The following is a 22555-nucleotide window of genomic DNA, read 5'->3' as shown; positions in this document are numbered from 1 at the left end:
TGTACCTTTTGGTAACTTAACGCTTGGATCTAATACTTCCGCTGGATCTAACTTCTCGCCTAATTTAACTTTTAGCTCTGGTTTCAACGTTGGCGTTACTGCTTCGGCGTCGGTTCCGACCTTCACTGATACTGGTAAGGTATCTTTTGTGCCATCTGGATATGTTACTTCCAACTCACCCGCTTGTTGGCCTGCCTTATTTGTATCCACTGCTGTCTTCCATGCCACTTGTGTACCTTTTGGTAACTTAACGCTTGGATCTAATACTTCCGCTCGATCTAACTTCTCGCCTACCTTTGCCTTTAGCTCTGGCTTCAACGTTGGCGTTACTGCTTCGGCGTCGGTTCCGACTTTCACTGATACTGGCAAGGTATCTTTTGTGCCATCTGGATAGGTCACTTCCAACTCACCCGTTTGTTGACCTGCCTTATTTGTATCCACTGGTGTCTTCCATGTCACTTGTGTACCTTTCGGTAAAACAACTTCGGAAGCTAACATTTCTGTTGGGTCTAACTTCTCGCCTACCTTTGCCTTTAGCTCTGGTTTCAACGTTGGCGTTACTGCTTCAGCGTCTGTTCCGACTTTCACTGGTACTGGCAAGGTGTCTTTTGTGCCATCTGGATAGGTCACTTCCAACTCACCTGTTTGTTGACCTGCCTTATTTGTATCCACTGCTGTCTTCCATGCCACTTGTGTACCTTTTGGCAAAACAACTTCGGAAGCTAACATTTCTGTTGGATCTAACTTCTCGCCTAATTTAACTTTTAGCTCTGGTTTCAACATCGGCGTTACTGCTTCGGCGTCGGTTCCGACTTTCACTGGTACTGGTAAGGTATCTTTTGTGCCATCTGGATAGGTCACTTCCAACTCACCCGTTTGTTGGCCTGCCTTACTTGTATCCACTGCCGTCTTCCATGCCACTTGCGTGCCTTTTGGTAACTTAACACTTGGATCTAATACTTCCGCTGGATCTAACTTCTCGCCTAATTTAACTTTTAGCTCTGGTTTCAACGTTGGCGTTACTGCTTCGGCGTCGGTTCCGACTTTCACTGATACTGGTAAGGTATCTTTTGTGCCATCTGGATATGTTACTTCCAACTCACCTGTTTGTTGACCCGCCTTACTTGTATCCACTGCTGTCTTCCATGCCACTTGTGTGCCTTTTGGCAAAACAACTGTTGGATCTAATACTTCAGATGATGCCAATTTATCATCTACTGCAACATGTAATCCAGCCTTAACAGTTGGTGCATATTTTTCTGCCTGCGAAACAACTCTGACTTGCAACAAGACTTTTGTATTAGAACCATCAGCAAAGCTGACCGTTGCCTCATAATCCTTTTCGCCAACTTCATTTGTTTCAACTGGTAGATCAAAGAGTACTTTAGTAACTGAGTAAGCTTGCTTTGCCTCTTCAGTTAAACCTTTTTGTGCATCGGTTGCTGGGACAACTGCTTTTAGATCCTCTGTCACTAATTGCGTCTGTAGATCCTTTGTAGCTTTTTCAGCCATTGAAGGTGCTACATCTAGCTCAACAGGTACACTTTGTGTTGCTCCATCAGCAAATTCAACTTGTAGTTCACCTTTAACATGATGATCTTGTGTTGCTGTTGGAGTCACTAAAGGTTGCACTTTCCATGTGTACTTAGGAGTAAATCTAGCCAGCTCAGTTAGGTCAGTTACAACAGTACTTGGATCAGGTAAAGTACCCCAAGGTGTTTTTGATCCTTGAACTACTTGAGCACCAACGACTTTAACTGGCAGTTCCATAACTGAAGTAGATCCATCGGCAAAGGTCAGTGTGGCTAAATGATTATTTGTTCCTAGCTCAGTCGTTAAAACTGGCTCATTAAATCTGGCAGCTGATAATTTGGCTTGTTTTTGTGCCTCAGCAGAAAAATCCCCTAGTGCTTGTTCGGCTACTACTTGAGCACCATAATTCACGGTTAGTGGTGTTCTTGCTCCTTGTAATACATTGGCTGAACGCTCAGCATCAGACGGTTCGACTACAAAACTTGCAGGTAATTGCTGCGTCGCGTTATCACCATAAGTTACCATAACCACACCTCTGACAGTGTGATCTTGATCTTCTTTAGGATCAACATCAGGTTCAGCTAGCCACCGATAAGTTACTGGATGATCGGATGTTCCAAACCGGTTCAATTCAGCTACATTTGCTACTAAATCTTCAGCATTTACTTTGGTTCCCCAAGGTGTTTTTAGATCTGACTTAGCCAAAGCGCCTAGAACTTGGACTTGGACTTGTGAATTTAAAACAGAGCCATCGCTAAAATCTAACTGGACTGGGTAAGATCTTTCTCCGGTCGTTGATGTAACTACTTCTTGCTTAAATGATAGTGCAGTTACCTTAAGGTTGGTTTTTTCTTCAGCAGTCAAAGCCTTATCAGCCTCTCTAGCTGTAACTTTGGCACCATAATTAACAGTCATTGGATGCAAAACAACTTGAGCAGTTGCAAATTTCTCACTATCTGACTTTTTGACTGTCACTACTACAGGGACCGTTTGAGTAGCTCCATTTTGGTAAGTTACCAAAAGCGTACCTGTCTCTTGATGTGATCCTTTGGCATCTGGAGTTACATTAGGTGCTTTTTCCCAACTATAATCTGTGCCAAAGCGTTTTAGTTGCTCGACATTTGACACAGTTGTTTCAGCAGCTGGCACCTTGCCCCAAGCAGTCTCGACGTTATCTTTAACTTTAGCACCTAATACTTCAACTTTAACAGGTAAACTCGTAGTTGAGGTATCCGCAAAAGTCAAAGTTGCTAACACATCTTTAGTGCCCTCCACCATAGTATCTACTGGCGTCGTAAATGTTACTTTGGTTACATCAAATCGAGTTTTATCTTCTGATGTCAAAGCTGCCATTGCATCTGGAGCTACACTCCCATAATTGACTACTACTGGTAATAAGTGTTTATCAGGTGCTTTTTCAAAAACAGTAGCTTGAGAGTTTGACACTGTCAACACTACTGGTAAAGGTTGGACTACCTTATCTGGATATGTCACATCAACAGTCCCAAAAACTTCATGTGCTTCTTCTTTAGCCGGGGTCACATTTGGTCGCTGTGCCCAAGTATAAGTTGGAGCATATTGGGCTAAAGTTGCTGTATCATTCACTAAGTTTTCAGGGTCTGGCAAAACATTCCAAGCCGTCGTAACATCTGTCTTAGCTGTTGCACCAACAACTAAAACAGGCATTTCTACTAAAGTCGTCGAGCCATCATTGAAGACAACTCTGACAGTAGCAGTGCTGTTTCCTAAATTCGTCGTCATTACTGGTCTATCTAAAGTGACTTGACTTACTTTAAATTGTGCTTTTTGTTCTTTAGTCAAACTAACTTCTGGATCTACAGTTTGACCATAGTGAACTTTAACTTGAGCTAATGCCACATTGAAATCACTAGCTTGAGAATGACCGACTGTTAAGACTACCGGAACATCTTGTTTTGTCTTATCACCATAAGTAACTACCACTGTATTATGCACCACATGATCTGCATTTGCTGTAGGTGTTACATCTAGTGGCTCTTTCCAAGCATATTCCACTGGAGAGCCATCCTTATCAAATTGTGCTAAAGCATCTGTATCAACAAGTGCATCTTTAGCTGCGACAGGTGTGCCCCAAGGTGTCGTTAAATCTACCTTAGCTGTTGCTCCTACGATATTTACAGGTACATCAGCAAGCATCGTTTTATCATCTTTCGTAGTAACTGTCACAACTCCTCGAGCTTGTCCAACTCTTTTCGTTGATGGGCTCTGACTCCAAGTGATACTTTTGACTAGAGAACGCAAGGCTTGCCCACTGAGTACTTTACTATTATCATTTTCATGCCAACTTTGTAACTCTTCGAGCGATAATGGACGAAGATCATCATTTACTTCATTGACATGCATAACTAACGGTTTGAGTGTAAATTGACCATCCTTTAAATCGACACCTTCGACTTTTACAGGTACTTTGACCTCGATCTCATGGCGATAATTAGGGTCGAATTTATCGAGAAAACTTACTTTGACAACAGCATCTTTAGTTCCCTTAGTACTTAAATCAGGCTTTTTGACAAATGAGTAAGTCGCATCAGCTGGTAGAACATCGTGATTTGCGATCAATTCTTTTGGCTCTTGTAAAAAGACTGCATTTAGCGGATATTTCAGATCCTTAACAGCTACAGGACCTGTTTTGACTTGTAAAACTGTTCTTTGTGGGACTGAGTTTTCGACCGTGTCTTCACTTTTACCTAACTTACTTGAGACCCGTACAGTTACCTCTTTATCAGCTGTCAAAGTTTGATCATTCAAAGTAACATCAAATGGGAAAGCTTTGGCTAAAGATCCAAACGGTGTAGGAGTGACTTCTGTTTTACCCAAAACATTACCTTTATCGTCTGTCACAGTCACAACTTGAGGATTTTTTTCAACATTACTGAAAACCAATTGACCGTGAACCTTCTTTTCATCCCCATAAACATTTGAAACATTTGGCGTCGAAACGTACGGATCAGTAGAATCTGAATCTTCTTTTAAATTTGGCAAAGTATCGCCATCAGAATCGTTAAAACTAAGAACACTCGTTGCCAAAGAATACTTTTGCATTCGACCAGTTGGATCAGAATAGTAATGGCTAAATAGCAGATTATTACCGGTAGTCCCTTTTTTAAGCATTTCTGTATAGATATCATTTAGCTTCTTATTTAAGTGATAGACCAAACGTACCATTACCGGACGCCCACCGACCAAAAGAGTATTGTTGAACTGAACAAAATCGTTGAGATTCGTAGGATTCAAAGTTCCAGTCCCATCCAAATTCAAGGGAAGATCTGCGACCTTTTGCATTAATTTAGAATGATAAGTTAATGGCTTATATATGTTATTGATAAGGTTATTAGTGATCGCTTCAAATCCATAAGAACCGTCGGCTGTCCCTAATCCAGCGACTCCTTTATCTAATTCGACCGTATAAGCTCCATCCTCTTTTTTCTCTAAATATGGTAACAAATTGGGATCGACCGTATAATGGAACTGAAATTGCCAATCATTTGAATACGACCACATCGCGCTTTTTTGTGCTTGATAGTATACAACTAAAGCACCATTTTTCCCGACACTTGGATCATAATTAACATTGGAGTGGGCTCCGATAAACTTGCTCTCTTCAGTACTTGTGACCGGTACTTTTACTAAAGGATCGTTAGGCCCTACCACATAGCCTTCATTATTAGTGGCCAATAATGCCGTTTTACTTGAGTCATCATAAACATAGCCATTGTATCCAAGGGGTTCTGTTGCAATATTAGCTAACTTAGGATAGACATTTTCAAGTGTGTCTTTTAGCATGATCTTTCCGTTTTTAGCTACTACGGGCTTACCTGAATCCATCACACCACCGTCAAAAAGCCCGTCTCTTCCATAAACAACATTAGCTTCCCAGATATTAGTAAAAGCTCCATTATTTTCTTTAACTTGAGTAAAATTGACGGTCTCGTTTGGGTGGTCCTCGGGACTAAGAGAAACTTGAGCGACTTTATCAGCTAAACGTGCATCTAATTGCAAGCGCAACTTGTAAGCAGGCGATGAGATAGTTGTCATTGTGCTTCGATGGATAGTTGCTGTAAAAGGGATCGCATTTCCCTTCATGACTTCTGGAGTCAACATAGCTGGATTGATCGTCATCGAATACCATTTACGATTATAACTCAATTGTGGGGTATATAACCCACTCTTATTAGCAAGTGCCTTAGAAGCATCTGCTTGCCATTGAGATGATACTTCTTTTGAACTTTGCTCTACCGTTTCTGTAGTCTCTTCTCCAGAAGAGGGCACAGGCGTAGCAACTACAAGATCAGCTTTTGGAGCTTTAGCTTGGGAGTTAGTGCCATCAACTGTAGCTACGGGAGTTTTTTCAGTACTTGTTTGTTCACGACTTGTCTCAGTCTGCTTTGCTGAATTTGCTGAGCTAGAATTTGGAGTTACTGAGCTTCTTTCTCCCTCTTTTGAAGTATCTTCTGTCGCTACTTTCTGAACTTTGTCTTCATGTTCAGATGAAGTACTTGAATTTTTATCAGTTGCTAAAGCACTACTATCATTTGTCTTGTTTTCCTCAGCCATAGTAACATTTTTATTATTTAGGTCTTCAGAAACTGGAGTAGGCGAAGTCATTTTACGTTCAGATTGTTTTGGAGAGCTTAAAACAACTTCTTGTTTTGCTGTCTCATTGCCAGAGGTCGTCGTCTCACTTGCAGTGTCAGCTTGTGGTGAAGTCGTCTCAGCTGCCATCGCATTATGTAAACCAGCATACATTGCAAAAGTCGAGCTGATCAAGACTGAAGCTACACCGACTGTTAATCTTTTGATCGCAAAATGCTGTTGTTTTGCTTCAAATTTTTGTGCTTGAAGATAATGATTTTTTTTCGAAAGCATACGCTCACCTTCCATTAATTATTTGAAATCAAGTATCTGTTCTAGAGATGCTTGGTAACTTGTACATATTTTAGCGATTTGATAACAAATAATCAATGGATTTAATTACTTTTATGTAATTTTGTTCAATAAAAACTTATTAATCCATTAAAAAAATAATATAAATAAAAATACATTTAAGATTAATATCAAAAAAACACCTCAGTAACCTGAGATGTTTTTCTGATATTAATCTTTTGTTCTGATCGTAAAGCTACGTTCACCAGATTTTTTAGTAAAGCGGTCACGTGGCTCATTTCGACGTTTTTTCTTATTATCCCGATAATTTTTTGATCTATTTTGATCACGTTTATGATTGAACTTATTATTACGCCGGCTACCATAGCGTTTGTACTTACCTGTGCTACTATTCTTACGTCTTGGTAATGGACGCTCTGGTGTGATCTTGACAGGTACTGAACTAGCATCGTCTTTAGTCATATTGTTCAACAAAGCAGCAACTAGATCTACTTCATCGTATTCTGCCAATAATTCCTTGGCTTGAGTCTCATACTTAGAAGTTTCTGTCTTAGCGACCAATTCCTTGATATCATCTAGAGCAGATGATACTTGGCCGACAAAAGCTTCTTCTTCTGTCGGCGGACGTAAAGGATCCATACGTTTCTTGGTCAAACGCTCGATCACCCGAAGATAATCCATTTCGTTAGGTGTTACAAATGTCACTGAAACACCGTGATGCCCTGCACGACCAGTACGACCGATCCGATGAACATAGCTTTCTGGATCTTGTGGGATATCGTAATTGTAAACATGTGTAACGCCTGAAATATCTAAGCCACGCGCTGCCACATCCGTTGCGACTAAAATATCCAATTTACCTTCTTTAAAACGTTTGAGAATGCTCATGCGCCGTTGTTGTGAGAGATCACCGTGGATCCCAGCAGCATTATAACCACGTGCTTCTAATCCCTTAGATAATTCATCGACCCGTCGCTTAGTCCGACCAAAAACGATCGTCAGGTCTGGCGCTTGTACATCTAAGATCCGCGTCATGATATCAAATTTTTCATAATCACGCGCTTTAATGAAATATTGGTCTACAAGATCTGTCGTCAACTCCTTAGCCTTGATCTTGACGATCTCTGGATCTGTCATGAACTTTTCACCGATCCGCAAGATAGCTTTTGGCATCGTTGCTGAAAATAGCAATGTTTGACGCTCATTTGGAATATTTGAAATGATTTTTTCAATATCATCTAAAAAGCCCATATCTAGCATTTCGTCAGCTTCATCGAGAACTAACATCTTGATTTTGCTTAGATCGATCGTCTTACGGTTTATATGATCCAATAAACGACCTGGCGTACCGACTAAGATCTGTGGTGGGTTCTTTAACAACTTGATCTGACGTCTAATATCGGCTCCACCATAAACAACTTGTACTTTTGCACGCTTGTCTTTGCCTAAACGATAGAGTTCTTCTTGTGTTTGGATCGCCAATTCACGTGTTGGTGAAATGATGATCGCTTGGATAGCATGCTCCTTAGGATCGATATGCTCCAAGATAGGTAAGCCAAACGCAGCTGTCTTTCCTGTCCCCGTTTGAGCTTGACCGATCACATCTTTGCCTGAAAGAACCAGCGGGATCGTCGCTTCCTGAATTGGAGTTGCTTCCTCAAAGCCACTGCGCTTAACAGCTTTCAACAGGTCTTCTGAAAGACCGAGTTCATCAAATTTCAAAAATTATTTCCTCCTAGTTTTGGTGGTCCAAGCCACCTGTCTGCACAAAATAACAGACCATAAAACTTCGCAAAAGCCCGCTAGCCCGCAAAGTTCATCTTATAATTATTCATTTTGTACGTATCATAATAGCATAGCATTATTATTCGCTCTTAGCAATCTTCTTTAAAACTTCTTCCAAATGGATACCATGACTTGCCTTTAATAACACAACGTCATCTGAGGTCAACTTGGTCAAGAGGTCTTCTGATAGATGCTCCTTTTCATCTGGAGCGTAGCAATGGATCTGCGTACTATCAAACTTAGCTAACAATACCTCGGCCAAGCTCTCCATCAAAGGCCCACAGAGATAGACTTCACTGATCTTTGTAGGATCGATCGCTTCTGCTAAACTAGCATGCATCTGGCGCTCATTTTCGCCTAATTCTAACATATCGCCTAGAACAGCGATCCTTTTGCCAGATACTTTTACATCCGAAAAAGCGGTCAAAACCTCTTTGGCTGCAGTAGGGTTAGAATTATATACATCGCTTAAGATCTTAAAACCCTTTACTCCCACACGCCATTCGGTACGGTTTTTAGTCAGATCAAAATTTTCCAGAGCTTGTGCCATCTGGGAAACATCGATCATAAATTCTTTACCAACACTCAAAGCTGCTAATGCATTTTTTACGTTGTAAGCCCCGATCATTTTGATCGTGAAGTTCTCATCTGGCCATAGTGCAACTCTAAAACTCGATTTTGTAGCATCACTTACGATATTTGTCGCTTGTAGATCATCAGTTGTTTCACTTCCAAATGTGAAGGTAGCTTGTTTAATGTTATTAGCCCGCTCTACTAGTAATGGTTCATCACCATTATAGATCAAAAGTCCATCTTCTTTTAATCCATTTACGATCTCCATCTTAGCATCAGCGATCCTAGCACGTGTACCAAAAAATTCGATGTGCGCTTCACCGATCATCGTGATCACTGCCACATCGGGTTGTGCTAAACGGCTCAATTCATCGATCTGCCCAAAACGATCCATCCCCATCTCAACAACTAAGATCTCAGTATTTGGTTCCATTGATAGGATCGTCATTGGAACTCCGATCTCGTTATTAAAATTGGCAAAAGTTTTTTGAACGTTGAATTGTGTACTCAAAATAGCTGCGATCATATCCTTAGTCGTTGTTTTACCGTTACTACCAGTTACAGCAACGACTTTAGGATTTATCTTTTGTAAATAATAACGTCCTAGCGCTTGCAAAGCTACCAGTGTGTCTTCGACCAACAAAGCGGGTATATCATTTGGAATATCACTGTGGTCATTTTGCCATAAAACAGCACTCGCTCCATTCTCTAATGCCGAACGAACATATCTATGTCCATCCTGTTCACCGATCAATGGTACAAACAAAGCCCCCGGTTCTAACTGGCGACTATCAAAGCTAACACTAGTGATCGTAATATCTTCCCATGTTTCTTTAGCTTCTATATCTAAAGCACGAGCAATTTCGGATAATTGCATCTTCATGCGGGTGTTCTTCCTTTCTGCTGATCAGAAATGATCAACATAACTTTTTTTGTCAGTTCCTATCCATTGTATCACAAACGATAATAAGCTACAAAAAGGCACTGTTCACACAGTACCTAGTCGTTGTATCACATTTTTTCTAAACGCGCAATGCGTTCTTCAATCGGTGGATGAGTATCAAACAAATGCGCCCAAGTCTTGCCCTTGAACGGATCAGCGATATACATCGATGCACTACTTGCATCAGCCGCTTGCATCGGTTCACTATTTGAGATCTTGGCTAAGGCATTGATCAGTCCTAGAGGATTTCTAGTCAATTCGACTGCCGAAGCATCCGCAAGATATTCGCGGTTGCGTGAAAGTGCCATTTGTGCCATCGAAGCAGCCAATGGTCCTAAAACGATCGCTAATAAAGCTAGGACCAGCATAACGATCTCAAAGATCCCATTGCCACCTTCACGATCATCGCGTCTTCTGCTACCACCAAAAAATAGTGAGTGTGTCCCAAAATTAGCCAACATCGATACGACTGCTGCCAATGCTAAAGCTGTCGTTTGTAATTTAATATCATAATTTCTGATATGTGAGACTTCGTGAGCCATCACACCTTCGATCTCTTCTCGATTCAGACGAGCTAACAGCCCTGTCGTTGCCGCTACAGCAGCATGTTCAGGATCACTACCTGTTGCAAAAGCATTAGGACTAGGATCATCGATAATAAAGACCCGTGGCATTGGAACTTTCCCGACTAAAGCCATGTCTTCTACTATGTGCCAAAGTTCTGGTGCCTGACTGGGATCAGTGATCTCTTGGGCGTTGTTCATGTTCATGACTACATCTGTCGATTGCCCTAACATGACAAACATGTAAACAAAGCCCAATACAATTGCAAAAATAACACCCATCGTTGCACTACCTGCAAAAGCATACCCGACCGCAGCCCCGATCACACCAACTAGCAACAAAAATCCCAGCACCACAAAAACTGTCTTGCGTTTGTTCGAAGCTATCTGTTGATATAGCATCTTACATCCCTTTAATCAAATGAAACTTTTGGCGCTTCTTTTTGCTCCTCTGGAACAGAAAGATAATCGACCTTGGTAAAATGATGGATCTTAGCGATCAAATTGGATGGGAAAGTCAATAATTTTTGATTAAAAGCTGCTGCTGAAGAATTGAATAACTGTCGTGAATAAGCGATCTTATTTTCTGTATTAGTCAATTCTTCCATTAACTTGGTAAATTCTTGGTTCGCCTTTAGATCTGGGTAATTTTCAGATAGAGCAAAGATCGAACGTAAAGTATCCGTCAATTGATTAGAAACTTCCATCTTTGCTTGATGATCTCCATCTGGGATCGCAACTAGTTGATTGCGCAATTTGATAACTTCAGCTAAAGTTTCTTTTTCATGCTTAGCGTAACCCTTAGTCGTTTCGACTAAGTTAGGGATCAGATCGTTACGTCGTTTCAATTGCACATCGATCTGACTCCAAGACTCTTCTGTATAGACCTTTGCTTTTTGCAAGCCGTTATACATCGTAATATATACGATAGCTAGTAGTAAGATAACTACGACTAAAATAATCAAAGCCATTTAAATTCCTCCTTAATCTTGTTACAAAAAAAGCCAAGGGTGAAACCAATCACTCTCGGCTAGCGCAGTATTCATCACTGAATAGAATGACCACACTCCACAATGTGGCTCATTCAAGCACGCTACATCCGGTAGCTACATGTGCCCTGCTATCGACACTGACCACTAGTCGCCGCAGCGAAACGATAGATATCGTTTGGTCTATCTCGACTCATCGCATGTTTTTATTTTACCCCAACTGGTCTAGCGATTCAAGTTAAGAGTTTCTTAAGTTAAATCGTTTTATCCATCCGATGATGCTTGATGCCCGCATCTAAAAAACCTGTCCCAACAATATGATAACCCAGTTTTTTATAGAAAGTTTGCGCCTGATCTTGAGCTCCTAAAGTTAAGGTGTGGATACCATTAGCTTTAGCCTTTGTTTCGATAGCAGTCAAAAGTTGACTCGCTAGACCTTGTTTGCGATAAGCCTTTTTGACCGCTACTCGTTGAATATGCCATACACCTGGTTTTTCTTCGCTGACACGTGCTGTAGCAACTGGTAAGTCGTTTAGATAACCAGTAAAATACACTGGCCCTTTTTCATCCTCGAGCTCAAGTTCTAAACTTACGCCTTGTTCTACAACAAAAACTTCTTTTCTGATAGCTAGAGCATCTGTATAAATCAAACTTTCAAGTGAACTACTACTTTTGATCTCCAAAATGATCCCTCCTATAATTTTATTTTATTTTAACTAGAGATCTTAGCTTATTCAAGTAAGTGTTTTTACTTGAACTAATCTAAATCAGAACTATAATGTAGGTGTGAAATGATTTCACTATATCGTGGATCATTTTTACGGAAAGAGGCGAAGGATTATGGCTAAGAAACTAAGTAAAGAAGAACGTAAAGCTATGGCACGAAAAGCAATGGAAGCTCGCGCCAAACAACCTAAGCCACAAGCTGGCTCTGGCTTTGCAAAACTTGATTCTGATGCTGAACACCTACGCGGCTGATACCGTTAGATATTCACAATCTAGCACCTGCCTTGACAGGTGCTTTTTTAATAATGAGATTTTTTTGAGTTTCACTTCCCAATAATAGCCTTTTTATTCACTATATTCCTCCCAAAATTAAACTGTTATTCATTTTTTTTTGAAAAATTTCAGATTTTTCTAGCTCCCATTGTTAAGCCCAAGAAAGCGGTTGTCAAAAACTTTCACAATTTGCATGTTTTTTACGCATATGCTAAGGTTTTTATATCACTTTTCTGCGCAAATGCTTAAAAAACAGAAAGGACGAATTTTATGACAGTCGAAATTGATGTAAGAAATGTCAGTAAGATCTTTGGGCGTCAAGTTGAAAAAGCTGAAAAATTGATCGCTCAAGATTTAAGTAAAGAAGAAATATTGAAGAAAACAGGAGCTACGGTCGGAGTCGACCGCGTTTCGTTTCAAATTGAAAAAGGTGAGATCTTTGTGATCATGGGCCTCTCTGGTAGTGGTAAATCCACTGTTTTACGGATGTTAAATCAATTGATCCCTACAACTTCAGGTCAGATCATCGTTGATGGTCAAGATCTGACTAAATTATCGAAGAAAGAATTACTTGAATTTAGACGTAATAAAATGAGTATGGTCTTTCAAGACTTTGCCCTTTTCCCACACTATACTGTGCTTGAAAATGTGGCTTACGGTCTTGAGATCAAAAGTGTCTCAAAAGAAGAACGCCTCAAAAAGGCCCAACATGCGCTTGAATTAGTTGGACTTAAGGGTTACGGCGACCAATATCCCGATCAATTATCTGGTGGGATGCAGCAACGCGTCGGCCTTGCTCGTGCCCTTGCTAGTGATGCACAAGTCTTATTGATGGACGAAGCTTTCTCGGCACTTGATCCTTTGAACCGTAAGGAAATGCAAGATGAGCTTTTAAGGATCCAAGCCGAGTTGAATAAAACCATCGTCTTTATCAGTCATGATCTAAATGAAGCCTTAAAATTAGGAAATCACATCATGATCATGCGTAACGCTAAACTCGTTCAAGTCGGCACACCAGAAGAGATCTTAACTTCACCTGCCGATGATTATGTTGAAAAATTTATTGAAGATGTTGACCGCAGTCGGATCTTGACCGCTGAAAATGTGATGATCAGCCCTGCAATGGTCAACATCGAAAAAGCTGGTCCACGGACTGCACTGCGTGAAATGCGCGAAAATCACACTTCTTCGATCTATCTCGTCGATAGTAAATACCGTTTCAAAGGTATCGCTTCTGCACAAGATGTTTCTCAATGCCTTAAAGAAGGCAAAACAAACCTTTACGATGTTATTCAGACCGATGTCCCAACAACTACACTTGACACGGTCTTGACTGATCTTTTAGCAGATATATCAACAACTACGATCCCATTTGCTGTCTTAGATGAGCACCAGCGCCTCCGCGGGATCATCATTCGTGGCGCTGTCTTGGCTGCACTTTCAGGAAACGAGGTTGATGCTTAATGTTTAATATTCAAAAATTACCACTTGAAGATTGGGTCAACTCAGGAGTTGACTACTTAGCCAAATTTACCGAATTTTTTGATGCGATCTCAAACTTTATTGCGATGATCGCAAATGCTTTTCAATGGGTCTTTGACCTTTTCCCAGTTTGGCTCTTTATCCTATTACTGTTATTAGTAACTTACTACTTACGTCGGGACCAAAAGAAATGGGGCTTACTAAGTCTTGAGTTAGTCGGTCTATTATTTATTTGGAACATGGGATACTGGCGTGACATGACACAAACTTTGACTTTAGTTTTAACTTCATGTGTGATCGTCTATTTCTTTGGGATCCCACTTGGAATTTGGATGGCTAAAAATAAAACAGTCAAAGCGATCGTCCAACCGATCTTAGACTTTATGCAAACAATGCCTGCCTTTGTCTACTTGATCCCCGCAGTTGCTTTCTTTGGTATCGGAACTGTCCCTGGGGTCATCGCCTCAGTTATCTTTGCGATGCCACCGACAGTTCGAATGACTGATCTAGGTATTCGCCAAGTTCCAGCTGACCTGATCGAGGCTGCCGATTCTTACGGCTCAACTGCTTGGCAAAAATTATTCAAGCTTCAATTACCTTTAGCAAAAAATACGATCATGTCTGGTGTAACTCAATCCTTGATGTTATCTCTATCAATGGTCGTGATCGCCTCAATGATCGGGGCTTTAGGCTTAGGGACTAAAGTATACTTTGCTGTTGGCCGTAATAATGCCGGGGCTGGCTTTACTGCTGGGTTAGCGATCGTTATTTTAGCGATCATTTTAGATCGTTTGAGCCAATCTCTCCAAAATAAGTAAGGAGGGCTAGGATGAGATATTTAAAAAAACTACTATTACCTGTGCTTTTACTTGGGTTTATCCTGAGTGGCTGTAGTAACTCGATGCAAGCTAAATATGATGCTACTAAGGCACTTGGTCCCCAAGTAAACTATACGATCACCGGGATCGATGCTGGGGCCGGTGTGATGGGTAATACCCAAACTGCTTTAGAAAAATACGGGCTAACACAAAAAAACTGGCAGTTGCAAACAAGTTCAATAGCTGCCATGACTAGTATTTTAGATAAAGCGATCAAAAATAAACAACCGATCGTGATCACTGGTTGGGTCCCACACTGGATGTTTACCAAGTATGATCTAAAATTCTTAGATGATCCTAAAAAAATTTATGGTGAGAGTGAAGGGATCCACACGATCGCTCGCTTAGGTCTCAAAAAAGATCAACCTGGTTTTTATCGATTTTTAGAAAACTTCAACTGGACTTCAGATCAATTAGCTCAAGTCATGTTGCAAATAAATAATGGGATCGATCCTGCTCAAGCAGCTAAAAACTATCTCAAAAAGCATCCCGGTCAATTAAAGTCTTGGCTAAAAAACGTCCCTGAAGGTAAGGGTAAGACTGTGACCTTAGCCTATGTTGCTTGGGACTCTGAGATCGCAAGTGCTAATGTTGCTAAAGCTGCCTTAGAAAGCCGTGGTTATAAAGTCAACATTCGTTCGATGGATGCTCAACCGATGTGGACTGCTGTAGCCACAGGAGCTGCTGACGCTTCTTTAAGTGCTTGGCTTCCTGTGACCCACGATGCCTATGCTGAGCATTTTAAGGGTAAATACATTGATGTTAGAACTAACTTGGAAGGTGCTAAAACTGGTTTAGCCGTTCCAACTTACATGACAAATATCAATTCTATATCTGATCTAAAAAATAAATAATAGTGTGCGACACCAAAAATAATGATGGACCCACCATGATGTTTTACATCATGGTTGGGTCTTTTGCTATTTCTTTGGCAAACACATTTGACTACATGTATTTGCACTAGTTATTGCTTTGAAGAGCCATAAAGACTTGTAGCACAACCTTTTGTTATCACAAAAAAATAACGCCCAGTGGATATGACTATCACTAGGCGTTATCAATTTATTTTTAACCTTGAGCTGCGATCTCGTCAGCAAATTGGCTGTTATACAGATCAGCGTAGAAACCACCTTTAGCCATCAAAGCATGATGATCACCAGTTTCAACGATCGAACCATGATCCATCACGATGATATTATCGGCATCTTTGATCGTAGACAAACGGTGTGCGACCACAAAGCTCGTACGTGCTTGTAATAAACGTTCCATTGCTTGTTGGATCAACACTTCAGTCCGAGTATCGACCGAACTTGTAGCCTCATCTAAGATCAAGATCTCAGGATCAGCTAAAAAGGCGCGAGCGATCGTGATCAATTGTCTTTGTCCTTGCGAAATATTGGATGCTTCTTCATTTAAGACCGTATCATAGCCATCGGGGAGTTGGCGCACAAAGGCATCAACGTGCGCTGCCTTGGCTGCCCGAATAACATCTTCTTTAGTGGCATTCTCACGACCATATTTGATATTATCATAGATCGTCCCAGTAAAGAGCCAGGTATCTTGTAGCACCATTGAAAAATGTCCACGTAGATCTTCACGGGTAAATTTCCGTGTATCTTTTCCATCCAAACGGATCGCACCATCATTGATATCATAAAAACGTTCAAGTAAATTGATCAGGGTCGTTTTCCCAGCCCCAGTTGGACCAACGATCGCGATCTTTTGTCCAGGCATTGCCTTGAAGCTAAAATCATCCATCAAGATCTTATCGTCGGTGTAACCAAACTTAACGTGATCAAATTCAAGTTTAGCATTAGTTTGAATATCTGGCTTTGTTTCAGTAGCAGGATGCATCTCAGGTTCATCCAAAACTTCAAAGATCCGTTCAGCCGAAACGATCGTCGCTTGGATCGTATTAGCTAAGTTAGCCAATTGCGTGATCGGTTGGGTGAATTGGTTGACGTATTGCAAGAAAGCTTGTACGTTACCTAATGTGATCGTGCCATTTGAGACTTGGATCCCCCCAACAACAGCAACTAGCACATAACCGATATTTTTAACAAGATTCATCAGTGGCATGATCAGCCCTGAAATAAATTGTGCCTTCCATGAAGCCTTGTAGTAACGTTCATTTTCAGCTTCAAATTCAGCGATCATATCATCAGCCTTATTAAAAGTCTTAACGACTGTATGACCTGCATAATCTTCTTCGACAAAGTTATTCAACTGTCCCAAACTCTTTTGTTGAGCTGCAAAATGTTTTTGCGAACGTGGGGCAACGACTGCGACTGTAACTAACCCCAGTGGGATCGTGATACAAGCGATCAAGGTCAATTTCCAACTGATCGAAAGCATCATGATCAAAACAGCAATAAAAGTCACTGAACTAGTCACTAATTGTGTCAAACTCTGTTGGAGCGTCCCCCCGATATTATCCATATCATTGACCGCACGTGACATGATATCCCCATTAGAGTGGGTATCATAGTATGAGATCGGCAGACGCTGCATTTTTTCTTTAAGATCTTTACGTAAACGGTAGACGATCTTTTGAGAAATATTAGCCATGATCAGCTGTTGGGCAAAACTCAAAACAGCTGCGATCGCATAAAAGCTTCCGACGATCAATAATATGTGTGTGATCGCATCAAAATCGATCGGCAAACTGGTCAAATGTTTTCCAGTTTTCATCTGCTTATAGCCCAATAAAACTCCATTGAAGATCTCTGTTGTGGCTTGACCTAAGATCTTTGGCGTAACTGTTTGGAAAATGACAGAACTGATCGCAAAGATGATCACTAAAAGTAAGCCCCACTTCCATGGACTCATATACTTGATCAATCTAAAAGTCGTCTTCCAAAAATTCTTAGCTTTCCGATCCATTGGATCTTTTGTACCATGTCCGTGCACTAGTGCTCATCTCCTTTCTTTAATTGTGATTCAACGATCTCTTGGTAAGTCTCGTTATTTTCTACTAATTCATCATGTGTTCCTTGGCCTACGACCTTACCTTCATCCAAAACAATGATCTCATCAGCAGCAGTGACTGTTGACACACGTTGTGCAACGATCACTAATACACTCTTTTGGATCTCAGGATCGTTTTTCAAGCCTTCACGTAATTTAGCATCTGTCTTAAAATCAAGTGCTGAAAAAGAATCGTCAAACACATAGACCGCAGCTTTTTTCATCAAAGCACGAGCGATCGCTAGCCGTTGCTTTTGACCACCAGAGAAATTGTCGCCTCCTTGTTCTACTTGAGCATCTAAACCATCTGGTAGTTCGGAGACGAATTCTTTTGCTTGCGCTAATTCTAAGGCATGCCACATCTCTTCATCCGTCGCTGTCTCATTGCCAAACTGCAAGTTACTTCGGATCGTTCCTTTAAAGAGCACAGCTTTTTGCTGTACAAATGACACATGCTCATGCAGATCACTTTGAGCTACCTCTACGATCGAAGTTTCATTTAAAATGATCTGTCCAGCAGTTGGATCATATAGGCGTGGGATCAAGTTGACCAAGGTCGATTTACCTGAACCTGTCCCCCCGATCACAGCTAACATCTGCCCAGCTTTTGCCGAAAATGATACGTTCTCTAAAGCGAGATTTTCTGCATTTTCATACCGAAAGCTGACATTGTCAAAGACCAAGTGACTTGGTTTATTTTGATCGATCACTTGATCACCAGTTGTTTCGCCGATCGAAAGTGGCATCTCCAAAACTTCATTGATCCGTGCAGCCGCCGCTTGACCACGTGGGATAAAAACAAAGACCATCGACAACATCATAAAACTAAATAAGATCATGCTGGCGTAAGTCATAAATGAAACTAAATTACCAACACCCATTTCTTGGGCGCCGATCAATTTAGCCCCAAACCAAACGATCCCCATGTTCGTTCCGCTTAAGATCAAAGTCATGATCGGAAACATCAAGGATACGATACTAAAAACTTTGATCCCCGTTTTTGTATAGTCTTTGTTGGCATCATCAAAACGTTTTTGTTCAAAATCATCTCGTCGGAAAGCCCGAATGACCCGTACCCCAGTCAAGCCTTCTCTAAAAGTCAAGTTGATCCGATCGATCTTTTTTTGTAGCCCTTTGAATAAAGGAACAGCAAAATACATAATGACCGCGATCGCCACTAATAGTAATGGGATCGAAACCAAAAAGACACCTGTCAAACGTTTTTCACTTTGATACGCCATAAAGCTAGCGCCGATCAGCATCAAAGGTGCCATTAACATCATTCTAAGCAACATGATCAACACATTTTGGATCTGTAAAATATCATTAGTCGTCCGTGTGATCAAAGATGAGGTCCCAAATTGATCGATCTCACGTCCACTAAACTGTAGTACCTTACGAAAAACGGCTTCACGTAACTTAGCCCCAGTTTTTTGCGCCTGAGTCGAAGCAAAATATACATTACCCACAGCTGCTACTAAGCCGACTGCAGCTATCAATAACATTTGAAGACCGATCTTCCAAATATAGGCTGTATCTCCTTTAGCGACCCCATTATTGATCATATCTGAGGTCAAAGCTGGTAAATTCAGATCACAGATGACCTGAATAAATAAAAAGAATACCGCTGCCAAAACTGCCCCTTTTGATAGACGCTTTTTGACTAACTTAAACATACGATTTTCACTTCCTCAAGATTAAATTTGTATAGTTATCTTACCGCCCTTGCTATACAATGTCAACTTACTTTACAAATATAATCATTTTTATAACAATTATTAAGAAAAATAGCTAAAAAGGGTAAGCAATGACTTTACGTCGTTACTTACCCTTCTAAGCTGCAAAAGCTCGTTTAAATTCCGCTAATGTAGTAGGATCTTGCCAAATATCAAAATATACCTGTTCAAAGACCCCTTTAAATTCTGTCCGCTTTAAACACGAATAAAAACTTTGCGCGACCATCTTAGGATCATTTCCCGGAGCGCCACATCCAAAAGCTCCTAAAATAAGAACGGTCACTTGAGCTTGTTTAAAAGCTCGAAGTGTTTGCAAGATCTTGGTCTGCACACTCAATTGAAGTTGTTTTTGATCTGGCTTTTGCCCTAACATTTCAGTTATCTGATGAATATTTGGGGGACTGATCGCAGCCACATCGGCATAGCGCGCCTGTGACAATATCCTATCTTGCTTGGCATCTCGCAAAAATTTGACATGTTCAACATAGATCAGTGCTTCTGAATAAAACCCTTTCTTTGGATCTAGTTTATTTCTATAATAGAAGTTACGCCGATACTTACACAACTCCGGATATAAAAAACTATTCCGACACAATAACCGCTCCTGGCTATCAGTTTCCAATAATCGACTTCCGATCAAAACTGGATCAGCAAAGTCCATCACACCAACTTTTTTAGTTGCATTTATCTGTTGTAAACGTGTCAACAAATGCTTATTTTCAACCAAGATCTGCGTAATAAATTTATTTTGCGTACTCGTTTCTGGGAGAAGTTGTGTGATCAACTGTGAGCTTTGATCTAAACTTGGCATCTGGATCTGATAGAGATTCATCGCTTTATGCCCAAGTGCATCACTTGTTGCTTTATCCATCTCATCACCTCTTTTTACCGTTATTTAGTCCAGATCGAATATGACATTTCGTATTTTGTCTCTAGGCTTTGTAAATTGACTTTTGGGGCCTGATGAGCCATGTTGAACAAGGCGATCCCCTTAGTCAAATTGAGAGGCAAGGTGACCAACCTGATCTGATCGACTAAGTCACTACAAACAACTTGATCGATCAGATCTCCTCCCCCAAAAAGCCAAATACTTTTTCCTTCGCTGGCCTGCAATTGTGTGATCAAAGAACCTACATCGCCTGAAAAGCAACGCATATTAGCTCCCAGCCCCGCTAATGGAGCATGCGAAAAAACGATCACTTCTTTTTGCGTCATATTCAATAAACTATGATAGTAACATTTGTAGGTATTCTTCCCCACCAAAACAGTATCAAAATCTGGAGGAACTCGCCAATCTGTTACTCCTGCAGGCAAGTGATCTCGATAAAATTGCTCTAAAGCTAAAACACTTCCTTGCTCATCTGCAATATAGCCATCTAGACTAACGAGCACTGAGATAATTAAATTTCGCGTCATCTTTTCTGATATATCCTTTACGTTTAATTACGACTCCTAGACACCCCAACCAAACAAAGGCAGGTAACACTAAAAATACGACCGTTGCTTTAGCTGGGACATAGGAGATCTCTAACCGATTATGTCCCCGCTCTTGTCTTAATTTTAGCGCTCCGATCCGCGTATGTCCAAATTGAGCATCTGTCAATACTTTTCCATTGAGTACAACTTTTGTATTTTTATATCCGATCGCAGGTACGATGATCTCTTTAGCTTCTGTCGCATCCCATTGATAGACCAAAGCATCCTTAGTCGCTGTTTTAGTAAATTTTTGTTCTTGCATGATCACTTGTTTGCGATAATGCCGATAACCATGGATCTCGTCTTGATCAGTCAACTTTGTGTAAAGCGGTAAATAATCCGGCGTAGATTTTTGAACATAGTATAGACCTAACGCCAGATCTTCACTAAAGAACGCCTGCTTGATCTGCTGGGTATCATCGGTAAAGTAGATCGTATTTTTTTGATACATAAATTCTTCGGCTTCATCCCACACCGCTAAATTCTGCTCAAGTGCTTGGATAGTTTGAACAAAAGAACAGGTGACTAATAAGACTAACGCCCCGATCATCACCCGTCCATTTAGCCTTAGCTCGGTCGCAAACAAACCTATCGACATGATCAAGAGCACCGTATAGGGAACAAAGAAACGAAATGGAAACTGTAAGACATTAACAAATTCAAATGTCTGACTCAGCCATTTCCAAGGTAATAACCGCGATGATAGGATCAAAAATATCAAGGCCTCTAGCGATACGATTTTATTTAAAGTTGAGATCTTTTTCCAAAATATGAGCAACAGAATAATTTGAAGCCCACCCAAGATAACGATCCCAAACGGTGCAAGCCAATTTGATAAACGATAAGCACTCAAAGAAACAGCTGTCCCATACATATTTTTATTGATAAATGGTTGTAAAACAGTATTTCCAAAGTAGACCTCGACTAAACCAGCCCAAATATTAGCTGTCAACAAGAAAAATAGCCCCACTGCTAAGGCCATATGTTGTAACAATTTAATGCGTTCAGGCGTTTTGATGAAAGCATAGATAAAAGCAGGCAGGTAAGCCATGACAACAAATAAACTTGTCAAAAAGTGGATCTGAAACATCAAAGCCGTACACAAAGCCAATTCTAAAACATTGACCCGCTTTTCGACGATAAATGTTACTAATGGCAACAAGCATAGTGGTAATAAGGCAGCCGCCCAACCTGAAAATGCTTGTGATAGCGTCCAGTACTGGATCGCATATGTCGTTAAGTAAAAAAGCACTAAGCCTAAACTATAACTTCTCCTAAGTTTGCATTTACGCAAAAGAGCATACATCGATCCGCCAGCTAATAGATAAACAGCAATATCAGAGAGGATCTGGTAGTTGAACCACGTCTTACCCAATAACAACAAAGCTCCATTGAAATAAGCGACCACTGGGCCATAAAGAGCGTTGATGATCCGCCCCGACTGCTGAAAGCCATACATTGTTATGAAATAATGGAAATTGCCCTCTTTTAACTGCATTGCTGCTTCATAAAAACGATTATAGTGGAAGATCGAATCTGACCCTAAAAGCATTTTATGTGCCAACACCTGTGGCAAGACTAAGACGAGTGCACCAAGCACAATAACTAACGCGGGAAATAACTTTGAACGCATTAATTTAGACATCTTCACTTGAAGAACCTCTTTCAATAAAATGATAAAAATATCTCTATTTTTTAACTAATTTAT

At 40.6% G+C, this 22555-nt stretch carries 15 protein-coding genes; 4 read left to right on the top strand and 11 right to left on the bottom strand.

The features are described 5' to 3' along the window. The 6 genes from Q9Q35_RS09930 to Q9Q35_RS09905 all read right to left on the bottom strand — a co-directional run. Window positions 1–6438: Rib/alpha-like domain-containing protein (locus tag Q9Q35_RS09930; RefSeq protein WP_304653216.1), on the bottom strand; the 6438-nt coding region annotated here is incomplete at its 3' end. Between the two features lie 228 nt (window positions 6439–6666). Continuing rightward, a complete protein-coding gene (locus tag Q9Q35_RS09925) occupies window positions 6667–8178 on the bottom strand; it encodes a DEAD/DEAH box helicase (protein ID WP_304653215.1) in 1512 nt (503 codons plus the stop codon). Window positions 8179–8320: 142 nt separating this feature from the next. Beyond that, on the bottom strand, window positions 8321–9697 hold the full coding sequence (gene murF / locus Q9Q35_RS09920; protein ID WP_304653214.1) for a UDP-N-acetylmuramoyl-tripeptide--D-alanyl-D-alanine ligase: 1377 nt from the start codon (window positions 9695–9697) through the stop codon (window positions 8321–8323). A gap of 128 nt (window positions 9698–9825) precedes the next feature. Beyond that, window positions 9826–10722: a zinc metalloprotease HtpX gene (gene htpX / locus Q9Q35_RS09915; protein WP_304653213.1), complete on the bottom strand. Its 897-nt coding sequence runs from the start codon at window positions 10720–10722 to the stop codon at window positions 9826–9828. An 11-nt stretch (window positions 10723–10733) separates the two neighbouring features. Then, the gene (locus Q9Q35_RS09910; protein ID WP_304653212.1) at window positions 10734–11291 is read right to left on the bottom strand and encodes a LemA family protein; all 558 of its coding nucleotides are present in this window, start codon (window positions 11289–11291) and stop codon (window positions 10734–10736) included. A gap of 272 nt (window positions 11292–11563) precedes the next feature. After that, window positions 11564–11995, bottom strand: a complete 432-nt coding sequence (locus tag Q9Q35_RS09905) for a GNAT family N-acetyltransferase (RefSeq protein WP_370648899.1) — start codon at window positions 11993–11995, stop codon at window positions 11564–11566. A gap of 154 nt (window positions 11996–12149) precedes the next feature. Here Q9Q35_RS09905 and Q9Q35_RS09900 point away from each other — a divergent pair, with 154 nt between their 5' ends. The 4 genes from Q9Q35_RS09900 (at window position 12150) to Q9Q35_RS09885 (ending at window position 15522) form a co-directional block, all read left to right on the top strand. Then, window positions 12150–12287: a hypothetical protein gene (locus Q9Q35_RS09900; protein WP_304653210.1), complete on the top strand. Its 138-nt coding sequence runs from the start codon at window positions 12150–12152 to the stop codon at window positions 12285–12287. A gap of 291 nt (window positions 12288–12578) precedes the next feature. After that, window positions 12579–13772, top strand: a complete 1194-nt coding sequence (locus Q9Q35_RS09895) for a glycine betaine/L-proline ABC transporter ATP-binding protein (RefSeq protein ID WP_304653209.1) — start codon at window positions 12579–12581, stop codon at window positions 13770–13772. Next, window positions 13772–14608: a proline/glycine betaine ABC transporter permease gene (locus Q9Q35_RS09890; RefSeq protein ID WP_304653208.1), complete on the top strand. Its 837-nt coding sequence runs from the start codon at window positions 13772–13774 to the stop codon at window positions 14606–14608. The genes Q9Q35_RS09895 and Q9Q35_RS09890 overlap by 1 nt, the downstream gene beginning before the upstream one ends. An 11-nt stretch (window positions 14609–14619) precedes the next feature. Beyond that, window positions 14620–15522: a glycine betaine ABC transporter substrate-binding protein gene (locus Q9Q35_RS09885; RefSeq protein WP_304653207.1), complete on the top strand. Its 903-nt coding sequence runs from the start codon at window positions 14620–14622 to the stop codon at window positions 15520–15522. Window positions 15523–15736: 214 nt separating this feature from the next. On the opposite strand, the gene Q9Q35_RS09880 is transcribed toward Q9Q35_RS09885, so the two are convergent. The 5 genes from Q9Q35_RS09880 to Q9Q35_RS09860 form a co-directional block, all read right to left on the bottom strand. Beyond that, on the bottom strand, window positions 15737–17551 hold the full coding sequence (locus Q9Q35_RS09880) for an ABC transporter ATP-binding protein (RefSeq protein WP_304653218.1): 1815 nt from the start codon (window positions 17549–17551) through the stop codon (window positions 15737–15739). A 26-nt stretch (window positions 17552–17577) separates the two neighbouring features. After that, window positions 17578–19311: an ABC transporter ATP-binding protein gene (locus Q9Q35_RS09875; RefSeq protein WP_304653206.1), complete on the bottom strand. Its 1734-nt coding sequence runs from the start codon at window positions 19309–19311 to the stop codon at window positions 17578–17580. A gap of 157 nt (window positions 19312–19468) precedes the next feature. After that, the gene (locus Q9Q35_RS09870) at window positions 19469–20242 is read right to left on the bottom strand and encodes a TIGR02452 family protein (RefSeq protein ID WP_304653205.1); all 774 of its coding nucleotides are present in this window, start codon (window positions 20240–20242) and stop codon (window positions 19469–19471) included. Between the two features lie 20 nt (window positions 20243–20262). Next, on the bottom strand, window positions 20263–20787 hold the full coding sequence (locus tag Q9Q35_RS09865) for a dihydrofolate reductase family protein (protein ID WP_304653204.1): 525 nt from the start codon (window positions 20785–20787) through the stop codon (window positions 20263–20265). Then, entirely contained in the window at window positions 20753–22492 is a 1740-nt protein-coding gene (locus Q9Q35_RS09860; protein WP_304653217.1) for a hypothetical protein, read from the bottom strand. The genes Q9Q35_RS09865 and Q9Q35_RS09860 overlap by 35 nt, the downstream gene beginning before the upstream one ends. Window positions 22493–22555: the final 63 nt, after the last annotated feature.

This window comes from uncultured Ligilactobacillus sp. (genome assembly GCF_948826705.1).
GTDB lineage: Bacteria > Bacillota > Bacilli > Lactobacillales > Lactobacillaceae > Ligilactobacillus.
The sequence above is the reverse complement of the archived record's forward strand: the minus strand, read 5'-3'. Positions and strand labels throughout refer to the sequence as shown.